This window comes from Herbaspirillum sp. 1130, from assembly GCF_017833835.1.
GTDB lineage: Bacteria > Pseudomonadota > Gammaproteobacteria > Burkholderiales > Burkholderiaceae_D > Herbaspirillum > Herbaspirillum huttiense.
In genome coordinates this window covers 791,602-804,302 of the sequence record NZ_JAFICQ010000004.1, presented here as the reverse complement: position 1 = coordinate 804,302, position 12,701 = coordinate 791,602, and the positions used below count along the sequence as shown (strand labels likewise).

Here is a 12,701-nt window from a genome sequence, read left to right as displayed (position 1 = left end):
CCACCCCTTCCCATCCCGAACAGGACCGTGAAACGACTTCGCGCCGATGATAGTGCTGCAACCAGTGTGAAAGTAGGTCATCGTCAGGCTTGTTACTCCCAAGAACCCTCGTTACGAAAGTAGCGAGGGTTTTTGCTTTGTGCGCTCGATTTATGATTACAGCGCGGTCGATGCGAAAGACGGTTCGATGGGAGTAAAAAGTTTCGAACGGTCCGAGGATCGATAATCTGCGTTTCATCCTTGCCGCTGCGTGGTGCCGGGCACTTCAAGCTGCGCGAGCGAGACCTTTTTGCCGTCATGTCGTCCTGCTGGCATTCAACGTCTATTCTTAGTTTTATTCACAGACGGAAATTTCTGCGCTCGGTCTCTGTGCATTTTCTTATACACAGACATTTAGGATCTGAAAGGTCAATTGACTCCAAATACGCGTAATAAGGCACTCCAGGAAATCCAAACCTTAGATTTATACACAGCCTGCGCCAATAACCCCAGTAGCAGTTAATTTATGCACAGGCAAAAATCTAACATTCAGGAGCAGGTCAGTCCCCGCCTGATATGCAACAGCAGTCATTCGCCACTCGCGACCCTCTCTCAAAACAACAGACGATAAAAAAGCCGGCAAAGCCGGCTTCTTCATTTTCAGCAGTACAAGCTCAGATCATCAGAACTTGTAAGCCACACGTGCCACGGCAAAGTTCACGCCGCCGTTGGGTTGCTTGATGCCACCGTTGGAGAAGTGTTGCAGGCGGATGCCCAGGTCCAGGCCATTGCTGAACACATAGCCGGCACCGATGTGGTCACCGAACTGGAAGGCGGTCGACAACACCTTGTCGTTGTTGCGGTAGAGCTTGGAGAACAGGTGCACGCCGATACCGGCTTCACCGTAGAAACCCTTGCCGTCGTCGCGCTGGAAACGCAGCACCGGGGTCAGGCCCAGGTCGATCAGGTTGCCGCTGTCATTGGTGTTGTTGTAGTGGTTCATGCGCCAGTTGGCCAGCGACAGATCCCAGTAACCACCGATGTGGGTGCCGTTGGACTGCCAGAAATTCCAGTTCGGACCCCAGTTGAACTGCGCACCGATACGGGCCAGCTGGGTGTTGTTGCCAGTACCGTACTCCAGCGACATGCCGTCGATGGCGTAGCTGGGCGACTGGATGGCAATGGCGGCAACGCCAGCAAAAGCGATCTTGGCGACCAGGCTCTTCAATTTAGTCATGGATTCTCTTTCAGCGCGTAAATGGTTTTGAAGGATCTTTGCTTGTATTCGGCGCGGCGCAAGGGCAGCCGCGGGGACGCGATATTCTCTCATAATCATCACAAATGCATACTCGCGTGAAATATTGTGCCGCGTCCTTACCACAGACGGCGCGCAGCCTCATGGGCGATAGCTGTACTCAAGTCTTCCCGCCACCTCCACGCGAATGGCCAGCACATGTCCAGACAGCGGATATTGGGCAAGCTCCGCCTCGCTGCGGCCATTGCGTCCGGTCGTGATGAAGAGCGTGCGCAGATCCTTGCCCCCAAATGCCACCATCGTCGGACAGCGCGCCGGCACGCGGATCTCCTGCAGGATCTCGCCCTGTGGCGACAGCCGCAACACCCGCCCTCCCTCGAACATCGCACACCAGTACGCACCTTCGCTATCGACCGCGGCACCATCCGGACGTCCGCCGTAATCGGGCGCAGTCTTGTCGCTGTCGAACTGGCGCAGCAGGCGGCAATTGCTGGTCTGGCCGGTAGCCAGATCATAGTCATGGACGTTGATGCGGTGCGCCGGCGTATTGGCGTGATACATCAGGCGCTGGTCCGGGCTGAACGCCACGCCATTGGAAGTGACCACGGCATGATGCGCATCACGCAAGGCATTACGTTCGAAGCAATACAAGGTGCCGCCATCGCGATCACGCGGCTCATAGATGGTGCCGCACCAGAAGCGGCCAGAGGCATCGCAGCGCCCGTCATTGAAGCGGATGCGTGCCATATCGTAGGGCGCTTCCAGCAGCGCCGTCAGCGCCCCATTGCCAGTATTGAGATGGAACATGCCCGACCGCAACGCCACCACCAGCCCGCCTTGGGCATGCTTGACGATACTGCCGGGTTCTTCCGGCATGTCCCAGCGCTGGTGCTGCTGCGTGGCCAGCACACGCTTGTGGACGGCTTTGCCGGGAATGTCGATCCAGTAGAGTGCTGCTTCCTCCGCGTGCCACAGGGGCGATTCGCCCAGCAGCATCGGTTCGGGAGAGACGGTGGTGAAGGTGTCAGCAGTCAATGCGGGAGATGCTTGGGACATGGAGCTTGCCTGTAAGCATGAATGAGTAAGCGCTCATTATGCCGCGCGGATCTGGTTTGATAAACCTGATCCGCAACATCCCTCACACCAGCAGGAGGATCAGCGCGCAGCGCGCCAAAAGAAAAACGGCATGCGCGCAGCATGCCGTCCTGATCTGGCGGACCGTTCGTATCATCCGCATCGTCCTGATGCGAGACCCTCGAACGATCCTCCCATCCCCTGCTTAGTTGGACCACCCACCATCAATCATGTGGATCGATCCGGTAGTGAAGTTCGACTCGTCCGATGCCAGGTACAAGGCCAGTGCCGCCACTTCCTCGGCCTTGCCGATGCGGCCCATGGGCTGGCGTGCCACGAAGGCGGCGCGGACTTCGTCTTCGCTCTTGCCGGTCTCCTTGGCTTGCGTGCTGATGCGCTGGTTCAGCGAAGGCGATTCAATGGTGCCCGGGCAGATCGCATTGCAACGGATGCCCTGCGCCACGAAGTCCGCCGCCACCGACTTGGTCAGCCCCACTACGGCCGCCTTGGAGGCTCCGTAGGCAAAGCGATTGGCCACGCCCTTCACGCTCGATGCGGCCGAGGCGATGTTGACGATGGAGCCGGCCTTCTTGGCCAGCATGCCCGGCAGCACCGCACGGATGGTGTGGAACATGGCCTTGGCATTGAGATTGAAGGAGAAATCCCAGGCCTTGTCATCGCACTCCAGAATGTTGCCGGCTGCCACGTAGCCCGCGCAGTTGAAGAGGACATCGATGGTGCCGACCTTGGCCACCAGTGCCTTGATGGCGTCGTCGTCGGTGACGTCCAGCAGATGTGTCTCCACACCAGCGATGGAGGCGAGCTCCTCCAGATGCGTCTTGCTGATATCGGTAGCGATCACGCGCGCGCCTTCACGCGCAAACAGTTCAGTGGAGGCGCGGCCAATACCTTGGGCCGCAGCAGTGATGAGAACGGTCTTGCCGGCGAGGCGGCCAGTGGATGCGGACATGCTTGTTCCTTTGCGATTAAACGAGTTTGCGATTGGCGAGATTCTTGTACAGCGCGGTGAGCCCGAAAGTCCACGGTGCGGTCTGGTCGCTGAAGTTCACGGTGTTCACCAGCGCACCCAGCTTGGGGGTGGAGATCGTCACGATGTCGGCGACCTGGTGGGTGAAGCCCTGGCCGGGACCAAAACGGTCCTGGGTCGGTGCGAACATGGTCCCCAGGAACAGTACCAGTCCATCCGGATACTGGTGATTGGGACCGATCGCATGCTCCACCAGCTGCAGCGGATCGCGGCTGATCATGGACATCGAGCTGCTGCCCTTGAGCGTGAGGCCTTCCGTACCATCGACCCGCATTGTAAGTTCGGCGCGACGCACATCGTCAATTGAAAAGTTTGCATCGAACAGGCGAATGAAAGGCCCGACTGCGCAGGAAGCATTGTTGTCCTTGGCCTTGCCCAGCAGCAGGGCACTGCGGCCTTCGAAGTCGCGCAGGTTCACATCATTGCCCAGGGTCGCTCCGACCACCTTGCCACGGCTGTTGATGGCCAGCACGATTTCCGGCTCGGGATTGTTCCAGGCCGACTTGGGGTGAATGCCGACTTCATCGCCCAGCCCCACCGACGACATCGGCTGTGCCTTGGTGAAGATTTCCGCATCCGGGCCGATGCCCACTTCCAGGTATTGCGACCACACGCCTTGCTCCAGCAGCACTTCCTTCAGGCGCGCAGCTTCCGGCGAGCCCGGCACCACGCTGGAGAGGTTGTCGCCGATCACCGCCGTGATCGCCTTGCGCACCGATTCCGCCTTGCCGGCGTCACCGCGCGCCTGCTCCTCGATCACGCGCTCCAGCATGCTGGCCACGAAGGTCACGCCGCTGGCCTTGACGGCCTGAAGGTCGATGGGAGCCAGCAGCCAGGGGCGCGAGGTATCACGATGGGCGGCGTCGGCATTGTCGAGCAACTCCTGCAAGGTCGCGAGGCGGGTCATGTTGGTGGCGGCGCGTACGGCGGCGGCCGGGTTGTCGAGTTCCAGCAATTCGCTGGAGGTGGCGGCGATGAGCGTGAGGTCATACGCACCGTCGGCGTCGATCCGCACCAGCACCGGGCCCACGCCCGGTTGCCAGAGGCGGCCGATCAGCGTGGCCTGCGCGTGGTCTTCAGGCAGGTGGGCCTGAAGCGAATAAGTGTGTGCCATGTTCTTGATTCCTTATGTTGGAGGCGGACCCGGATGACTCGGGAAGCGGGCGTCGCCACGATGTCGTGTTCTGCAAGGGGGAAGACTCACTGCGGGCGAAACATCCTCGTCCCCGTGGATGCCCGAAGGCAAGGATGCTTGGCCGGCAGTCCGTATTACGCGACCCGGGCCGGCGTAATACGGATCACCATGATTCACTGCGGGATAACACTAGCCCGGCCGCAGCCGGGCCTTCATGATCTGCATCAGCATCAGGTATAGACACCGATGTGCCAGGGCACGAATTCATCCTGTCCGTAGCCATGCAGCTCGCTCTTGGTCTTCTTGCCCGATGCCGTATCGAGGATCATCTGGAAGAAGCGTTCACCGACCTCCTGCGGGGTGACATTGCTGTCGGCAATCTCGCCGCAGTTGATGTCCATATCTTCTTCCTGGCGTTGCCACAGCGCAGTGTTGGTGGCCAGCTTGAGCGACGGTGCCGGTGCGCAGCCATAGGCCGAACCGCGGCCCGTGGTGAAGCAGATCATGTTGGCCCCTCCGGCGACCTGGCCGGTGGCCGAGATCGGGTCGTAGCCCGGCGTATCCATGAAGACGAAGCCGCGTGCGGTGACCGTCTCCGCATACTTGTAGACATCCACCAGATTGGTGGTGCCGCCCTTGGCGACCGCGCCCAGCGACTTCTCGAGGATGGTGGTCAAGCCACCGGCCTTGTTGCCCGCTGAGGGATTGTTGTTCATCTCGGCATCGTTCTTGGCGCAATACTCCTCCCACCAGGCGATGCGGGCCAGCAGCTTTTCACCGACTTCCGGCGAGACCGCTCGGCGGGTGAGCAGGTGTTCGGCGCCATAGATTTCCGGCGTCTCCGAAAGAATGGCCGTGCCGCCATGCCGCACCAGCAAGTCCACTGCCGCACCCAGCGCCGGATTGGCCGTGATGCCCGAATAGCCATCCGAACCACCGCACTGCAGGCCCAGCGTCAGGTGCTTGGCCGACACCGGCTCGCGCTTGATGTCATTGGCCTTGGGCAGCATCTTCTTGATCTTCTCGATCCCCAGCGCCACGGTCTTGGCGGTGCCGCCGGTGCCCTGGATGGTGAAGGTGTGGAAGTATTCGCCTTCCTTCAGGTTGTGGCTTTCCATCAGGCCCGAGATCTGGTTGGTCTCGCAGCCCAGGCCCACTACCAGCACCGCAGCGAAGTTGGGATGCGTGGCATAACCCGCCAGCGTGCGGCGCAGGATCTGCAGCGGCTCGCCTTGCGAATCCGTGGCGCAACCCTGGCCGTGGGTCAGAGCCACCACGCCATCGATGTTGGGATAGTCGGCCAGCACTTCGGGATGGATGTCGCGGCGGAAGTAATCGGCGATGGCGCGTGCCGCGGTGGCCGAGCAGTTCACCGAGGTCAGTACGCCGATGTAGTTGCGCGTGGCCACGCGGCCATCGGGGCGCACGATGCCCATGAAGGTGGCCGGTTCGGCGACGAAATCGACCGGCTTCACGTCCGCGCCGAAATGGTGTTCACGCGAGAACTCGGCCATGGCCAGGTTGTGCGTGTGCACGTGCTGTCCGGGCGCGATGTCCTGGCTGGCCGTGCCGATGATCTGGCCGTAGCGCTTGACCGGCTCGCCCGCAGAGATGGCGCGGGTCGCCATCTTGTGGCCGGCGGGAATGAGGCCCTGGACTTTGAGGCCGCCTTCGTCCTGCAGCACGGTGCCGGAGATGAGCTGCTGGCGGGCGATGACGACATCATCGACCGGGTTCAGGCGGATGATGGGAGAGTTGGCTTTCATGTTGGTCTCGGAGAACGTGGATGCTGCAGGCTGGCCGCTCGGGCGGCGGGCGCATGCCGCGCTGGCTGGCGCGGCATGCCGGAAACGACGGTCTTACTTGGGCGCGAACTGCGCCAGGTCAGGCATGGGGCTGCCTACCCATTGCTGGTAGATGCCGGGCAGCTTGCCATTCTTGAGGTTGGCGGTGATCCATTCGTTGAGCCACTTTTCCAGTGCCGGCTCGCCCTTGCGCAGGCCGATGGCATAGGGAATGTCCTTGATGGCGAACTTGGTTTCCAGGTTCTTGGACGGGTTCTGCTTGGCAATGGCCGAGGCCAGCGAATTGGGCGTGCACAGTGCATCGACCTGGCCCGAGATGATGGCCGCGGTCACGGTGGCATCGTCATCGAAACGCACGATGTTGGTTCCCTTGGGGGCCAGCGGGGTCAGCAGCGAATCCTGCATGTTGCCGCGAACCACCGCCACGCGCTTGCCGACCAGATCATTGAGGCCCTTGATGTTCTCGCCCTTGGGCGCGGCCACCACGAACTGCGAGGCACCGTAGGGCTGTGTGAAGGCCACCACCTTCTGGCGTTCCGGCGTGATCGAGAAGGACGAGATCACCATGTCGGCCTTGCCGGTCATCAGGAAGGGAATGCGATTGGGGCCGGTGACCTGCACGATCTCCAGTTCCACACCCATGTCCTTGGCCAGCAGGCGCGCGGTTTCCACATCCGAGCCCTGCGGCTCCAGCTTGGCGTTGGTCATGCCGAAAGGCGGCGCGCCGAGGTCGATGGCGATCAGCACCTTCTTGCGCGCCTTGATGTCGGCCAGGGCGTCGGCATGTGCGGCCTGGGCAAAACAAGCCAGGCCCAGCACGACGGCGGCGGCCTTCCTGGTGAAGTTGAACAGTTTTTTCATTGATGTCTCCTGGGTGATTGTAGGGATGCTGCTGACAACAAAATCCATACAAGATGGATATGCGATCTTTTACAGATCGCTTGATACGAACTTCTGCAACTCGGCGGTCTTCGGATTGCTGAAGAGTTCGTCGGGCGGACCGATCTCCCACACCTGGCCCTGGTGCATGAACACCAGCACATCGGCCAGCTTGCGGGCAAAGGCCATCTCGTGCGTGACCAGCACCATGGTCATGCCGCCACGGGCCAGGTCTTCCATGACCTTCAGTACTTCGGCGGTCAGTTCCGGATCCAGCGCCGAGGTCACTTCGTCGAACAGCATCAGTTCCGGCGCCATGGCCAGCGAGCGGGCGATCGCCACGCGCTGCGCCTGGCCGCCCGAGAGCTGCTCGGGGTAGGCTTCCTTCTTGTTCTCCAGGCCCACCAGCTGCAGGACCTTGTGGGCGATCTTCTTGGCTTCCTCGGTGGACATCTTCTTGATGGTGGTCAGCGCCAGCGTGATGTTGCGCTCCACCGTCAGATGCGGGAACAGGTTGTAGCTCTGGAAGACGATGCCGACCTGCTTGCGCAATTCGCGCAGGTTCAGCTTGTCCGGATGATGAATATCATGTCCGCATACATGGATGTTGCCGCCATCCACTTTCTCCAGACCGTTCAGGCAGCGCAGCAGCGTGCTCTTGCCCGAACCGCTCTTGCCGATGATGGCCACCATCTGGCCCTTCTGCACATCCAGCGAAACACCGTTCAATACCTTGTTGCTGCCGAAGCTCTTGTGCAGATCATTGATCTTAACGATGGCTGACATTCAATTTCCTTTCAAAGTGCTTGGACAGCGCCGACAGCGGGAAGCACAGGCAAAAATAGATGAGTGCGACGCAGCCGAACACGGTGAACGGCTGGAAGGTCGAGTTGTTGATGATCTGGCCGGCGCGCGAGAGATCGACGAAGCCGATCACCGAGGCCAGCGAGGTGTTCTTGACGATCTGCACCATGAAGCCCACGGTGGGTGGCGTGGCGATCTTGACCGCCTGCGGCAGGATCACCTTGGTGAGCTGCTCGAAGCGGTTGAAGCCCAGGCATTCCGAGGCTTCCCACTGGGTCTTGGGGACCGCCTGGATGCAGCCGCGCCAGATCTCGCCGAGGAAGGCAGCGCAGTAGATCGCAAAGGAAATCCCGGCCGCCACCAGCGGGGTGAGCTTGAAGCCGGCGATGGCGAGCCCGAAGTAGGCCACGAACAGGATCACCAGCAGCGGGATGCCCTGCACCACCTGGATGTAGGTACTGGCGATGCCCCGCAGCAGGGCATTGGGCGAGACCCGCCACAAGGCGATCACGAAGCCGGCCACGCCGCCGAAGACGAAGGCCACCAGCGACAGCACCACGGTCCAGACGGCGGCTTGCAGCAGGTATTCCACGTGCAGGAAACTGAATGCGTTCATCGCGCCTCCTTACAGGTTGGTGCCAAGCTTGCGCTTGCGCACGAAGGCCATCTGGCTGATTGCCCAGAATGCGCCACGGAACAGGAAGGACAGGGCGAGATACGCCACCGCGATGACCGCATACACCTCGAAGCTGCGGAAGGTTTCCGACTGCACCAGGTTGGCGGTGGCGGTCAGCTCTTCGGCCGAGATCTGCGAGGTGATGCTGGAGGCCAGCATCAGCAGGATGAACTGGCTGGTCAGCGAGGGATAGACGCGCTCCACCGCCGGCAGCAGCACCACGTGCCAGTACACGTGAAAGCGCGACATGCCCAGGCATTCGGCCGCCTCGATCTGGCCCGGATGAATGGAGTTGATGCCGGCGCGCATGATCTCGGTGGTGTAGGCGCCGACGTTGACGGTGAGCGCAATGACGGCAGCGGTCTCGGCGGTGAGCTTCCAGCCGATGCTGGCCAGGCCGAAGAACACCAGGAACACCTGCACCAGCAGCGGCGTATTGCGGATGATCTCGACATACGCCTGTACCAGGCCGCGCACCAGCGCCAGCCGGCTCTTGCCGGCAATCGCACCGAGCGTGCCGACCACGAAGCCCAGTGCGATGGACAGGGCCGAGAGCTGTATCGTCAGCCAGGCACCCATCAAGAGGCGATCCCAGTTGGCGAACACGCTCATGAAATCGAAGGTGTAATTCATCGACGCTCCGTCCGTGCAGCGTCAGGGAAAGGGGGATACAGCAGCATGAGGGTGGTCTCCTTTTTGATTTTCCTGGGGGCGGCCTCTTGTTGGGTGACCTTGAGGTCGGGGCCTTGGCATGATTGCCGGTACTGCTGCGCCTTGCGGCGCGCCTGGGTCCGGGCGGCGCGGCTACAGCTGCCTGACGCCACCCGGTCGCAAGTTCGATTGCACGTGCTGGATGCCATTGACCAGCGGTGCGCCGAAATCGGGAATGCTGATCTCGATGCTGTCACCATCCTCGGTGCGCACGCTGTAGGCGAACGACAGGTTGGCCGCGCCCATGAAGTGCGCATGCACGTCGCCCGCATGCAGCAGGTGCGCGTACTTGAAGGTGTGGTATTCGAGGTTCTCGATGGAGTGGCACATGTTGTCCGGGCCGGTCAGGAATTCCTGTTCCCAGATCACGCGGCCACGGCGACGGATGCGCGTCATGCCGACCAGGTGCGCCGGGGGCAGGCCCACCAGAAGCTCCGGACCGAAAGCGCAGTGGCGCAGCTTGGAGTGGCCTTGATACAGGTAATTGCGGCGCTCCATCACGTGATCCGAAAACTCGTTGCCGATGGCAAAGCCGAGGCGGCGCGGACAGCCTGCGTCATCGATCAGGTAGAGCCCGACGATCTCCGGTTCTTCGCCGCCATCGAGGGCAAAGTCGGGACGCGGCAAGGGCTGGCCGGGCGCGACGATGCAATGGCCATCGCCCTTGTAGAACCATTCGGGCTGCACGCCCACGGTGCCCGGTGCGGGGCGGCCGCCGGCGATGCCCCATTCGATCATCAGTTGCGTATCGGTCTTGTCGAGCTCATCGCCTTCGATGCGGCGATGCATCTTGTCGCGCGTGGTGGCGCTGCCCAGGTGCGTGGTGCCGGCACCGGAGACGCGGCAGTGGGCCGGGTCGGGATGGTCCAGCGGGGCCAGGATGCGGCCCTCGGCCAGGATCGCGGCATAGTCTTCGGAGCGGTCGGTATTGAGCAACTGGGCCAGGCGTTCCAGCCCGGTATGGCGTTCGATGGCCAGCAAGCCGAGTTCGCGCATGGTGTCGACCTCGCCCAGCACCTGGATGCTGGCGCCATTGACGATGCCGACGCGGCGTTGGCCATGCAGATCGCGATATTGAATCAGCCTCACCAGGTCTCCTTTGCCGTCGTCATCCATATGGCCGCCGGTCAGGGGCGGTCAGGGTCCAGGGGAGCGATGTGCAGAACAGGGGCTGCGATTCGCACGCGGCAGGAAACTGCCGCCAGGCGAAGCCACCTGTGGATCAATCTGCCCGTCGTCTCCTGAGCTTTTTTCACGCATCGCCGTGGGCAGGGGGCAGATGCGCTAGCATTGTGTTTTTTCCGGGACGACTATAAGAGGCTGAACCAAGGATGTCTAATGAGCTTAATTCATCGGGTGATAACCGACTCGGCGAGGAGGGCGCGGCAGGCGATGCATTGCCTTCGGTCGGTTCCATCGTCAGCCGCCTGCGCTTTCGCCAGGTCGCGCTGCTGACGGCGCTCGACGAGCAGGGCTCCCTGCACAAGGCAGCCGAAGTGATGCACATGACCCAGCCGGCCGCCACCAAGGCCTTGCATGAAATGGAAGATGCCCTGGGCGTGACGCTGTTCGACCGCTCACCGCGCGGCATCGAGGCCACCGAGCTGGGCCGCTGCGTGATCCGCTATGCGCGACTGATCCAGAGCGATGTCGCCAACCTGCGCGAAGAATTGCAGAACATGATCAGCGGCCGCGGCGGCCGCTTGTCCATCGGCACCATCATGGGGGCGGCGCCCTTCGTCACGCGTGCGCTGTCGCGCCTGCGCGAGATCCAGCCGGACGTCTCCATCGAGATCAGCGAAGACACCAGTGCCCGCCAGCTGCTGCTGCTGGACCAGGGCCGCATCGACCTGATGATCGGCCGTTCCTCGGTCAGCTCGCAGCCCAACCTCTACCATTACGAAATGCTGCGCGGCGAGCCCATGTGCATCGTCAGCGGCATCGACCATCCGCTGGCCACGGCGCAGAAGGTACGCCTGCAGGAGCTGGCCGATGCCTCGTGGATTCTCTATTCGAGCAACATGCCCATGCGCATCTGGATCGAGCACGAGTTCAAGCTGGAAGGCGTGAAGGTGCCGGGCAACGTCATCGAGACCGCCTCCCCCTTCGTCACCATCACCCTGCTGGCGCAATCGAACATGGTGGCGGTGATGCCGCTGGACATCGCGCATTTCTTTGCCGCGCGCCAGATGCTGGGGATCCTGCCGGTGAACCTCAAGACCCGCATCGAGCATTACGGCATCGTCACGCGCAAGAACAGTACCTTGTCGTCGCTGGCCAAGATGTTCATCCAGATCCTGCGGCAGCAAAATTGAGCCAACCGCCGCGTTGCGTTCCTGACGTTTTTTTTACAGGCTAGGGTTTTTCCGGATGCCGTCAGGCGTGATTTTCCTGTTAGTGTTCGTCTGCGGTCGGGGTGGCCGCAGACTTTCCCTCAGAATCCGCTTTCTCCGGTTGGCCTTCATGAATTTGCGTCTTCCGCGTGTGCGCACGCGCCTTGCTGCTCTTGGTCCTGTTTCCCTTCCTGCCTCTGCCGCACGTGCCGTGCTGGCCGCGCTCTGCGTGACGGGGGCCTTGCTGCTGGCCGGCTGCGCCGCGCAGAAGCCCGCGCCGCCGGACGAGGCCGCCCGGCAAGCCAAACAGGCCAAGCTGGACCAGGCCCTGGCACTGTTCTCGGCCAACCCGCCCGAAGGCTTGCCGACCGGCTGGGAGCCGCTGGTGTTCACCCGCAAGAAGATTCCTACTGAATACCGCCTGGTACAGGACAATGGCCGCAGCGTCCTGCACGCCTTTGCCGACCGCGCCTCATCCGGCTTGCGCCATCCGGTCGACATCGACATCAACAAGAAGCCCTGGCTGACCTGGAGCTGGAAAGCCGCCGGCCTGATTCCCACGGCCGATCTCACCCACCGGGAAACCGATGATTCGCCGGTGCGCATCGTGCTGGCCTTCGATGGCGACCACGACAAGCTCTCGCTGATGGATACCATCCTCTTCGATACGGCCAAGCTGCTGACCGGGCATGAGCTGCCTTATGCCACGCTGATGTATGTGTGGGATCCCAAGGCGCCGGCCGGCACGGTGATCGCCAACGGCCGCACCGGCCGCATCCAGATGCTGGTGGTGGAAAGCGGTGCGGAGCATGTGGGGCAGTGGCGCAATTACCAGCGCAACGTCGCGGAAGACTACGAGCGTGCCTTCGGTGAAAAGCCCGGCCGCCTGATCGGCGTGGGCGTGCTCACCGATACCGACAACACCGTGCAGAAGATGGAAGCCTGGTATGGCGACATCCGCCTGATGCGCGATGCGCAGGCGGTGCCGGCTCCCTGAGCATT

The 12,701-nt window shown here is 61.9% G+C and carries 12 protein-coding genes; 2 read left to right on the top strand and 10 right to left on the bottom strand.

Translation table 11 applies throughout. The annotated features are described in order from the left end of the window. Window positions 1-661: 661 nt before the first annotated feature. From JOD78_RS21485 to araD1, 10 genes are all read right to left on the bottom strand, one after another. The gene (locus JOD78_RS21485) at window positions 662-1,216 is read right to left on the bottom strand and encodes an acyloxyacyl hydrolase (protein ID WP_034329858.1); all 555 of its coding nucleotides are present in this window, start codon (window positions 1,214-1,216) and stop codon (window positions 662-664) included. A 159-nt stretch (window positions 1,217-1,375) separates the two neighbouring features. Then, window positions 1,376-2,290 carry an SMP-30/gluconolactonase/LRE family protein gene (locus tag JOD78_RS21480; protein ID WP_209567622.1) on the bottom strand — a complete coding sequence of 305 codons (915 nt, stop codon included), beginning with the start codon at window positions 2,288-2,290 and terminating at the stop codon, window positions 1,376-1,378. Window positions 2,291-2,513: 223 nt separating this feature from the next. After that, window positions 2,514-3,278 (bottom strand): SDR family oxidoreductase, encoded by a 765-nt coding sequence (locus JOD78_RS21475; protein WP_034329862.1) that lies wholly within the window; start codon window positions 3,276-3,278, stop codon window positions 2,514-2,516. A gap of 16 nt (window positions 3,279-3,294) precedes the next feature. Continuing rightward, the gene (locus tag JOD78_RS21470) at window positions 3,295-4,470 is read right to left on the bottom strand and encodes a fumarylacetoacetate hydrolase family protein (RefSeq protein WP_209567621.1); all 1,176 of its coding nucleotides are present in this window, start codon (window positions 4,468-4,470) and stop codon (window positions 3,295-3,297) included. A gap of 251 nt (window positions 4,471-4,721) precedes the next feature. Continuing rightward, entirely contained in the window at window positions 4,722-6,257 is a 1,536-nt protein-coding gene (locus tag JOD78_RS21465; RefSeq protein WP_039786861.1) for an altronate dehydratase family protein, read from the bottom strand. Between the two features lie 93 nt (window positions 6,258-6,350). Then, window positions 6,351-7,157 carry a transporter substrate-binding domain-containing protein gene (locus tag JOD78_RS21460; RefSeq protein ID WP_039786863.1) on the bottom strand — a complete coding sequence of 269 codons (807 nt, stop codon included), beginning with the start codon at window positions 7,155-7,157 and terminating at the stop codon, window positions 6,351-6,353. A gap of 69 nt (window positions 7,158-7,226) precedes the next feature. Then, window positions 7,227-7,961: an amino acid ABC transporter ATP-binding protein gene (locus tag JOD78_RS21455; RefSeq protein WP_034333235.1), complete on the bottom strand. Its 735-nt coding sequence runs from the start codon at window positions 7,959-7,961 to the stop codon at window positions 7,227-7,229. After that, complete coding sequence (locus tag JOD78_RS21450) at window positions 7,945-8,595, bottom strand: amino acid ABC transporter permease (protein ID WP_121043912.1); 651 nt, start codon at window positions 8,593-8,595, stop codon at window positions 7,945-7,947. Before JOD78_RS21450 ends, JOD78_RS21455 begins: the two co-directional genes overlap by 17 nt. Before the next feature lie 9 nt (window positions 8,596-8,604). Next, window positions 8,605-9,288 (bottom strand): amino acid ABC transporter permease, encoded by a 684-nt coding sequence (locus tag JOD78_RS21445; protein WP_121043909.1) that lies wholly within the window; start codon window positions 9,286-9,288, stop codon window positions 8,605-8,607. 171 nt (window positions 9,289-9,459) lie between these two features. After that, a complete protein-coding gene (gene araD1 / locus JOD78_RS21440) occupies window positions 9,460-10,455 on the bottom strand; it encodes an AraD1 family protein (RefSeq protein ID WP_039787376.1) in 996 nt (331 codons plus the stop codon). Window positions 10,456-10,697: 242 nt separating this feature from the next. On the opposite strand from araD1, the gene JOD78_RS21435 reads away from it, so the two are divergent. Together JOD78_RS21435 and JOD78_RS21430 are read left to right on the top strand one after the other, a co-directional pair. Next, window positions 10,698-11,681, top strand: coding sequence for a LysR family transcriptional regulator (locus tag JOD78_RS21435; protein ID WP_034333243.1), 984 nt, complete (start codon window positions 10,698-10,700; stop codon window positions 11,679-11,681). A 229-nt stretch (window positions 11,682-11,910) separates the two neighbouring features. Continuing rightward, window positions 11,911-12,696: a DUF3047 domain-containing protein gene (locus tag JOD78_RS21430; RefSeq protein WP_204726032.1), complete on the top strand. Its 786-nt coding sequence runs from the start codon at window positions 11,911-11,913 to the stop codon at window positions 12,694-12,696. The last annotated feature ends 5 nt before the right edge of the window (window positions 12,697-12,701 follow it).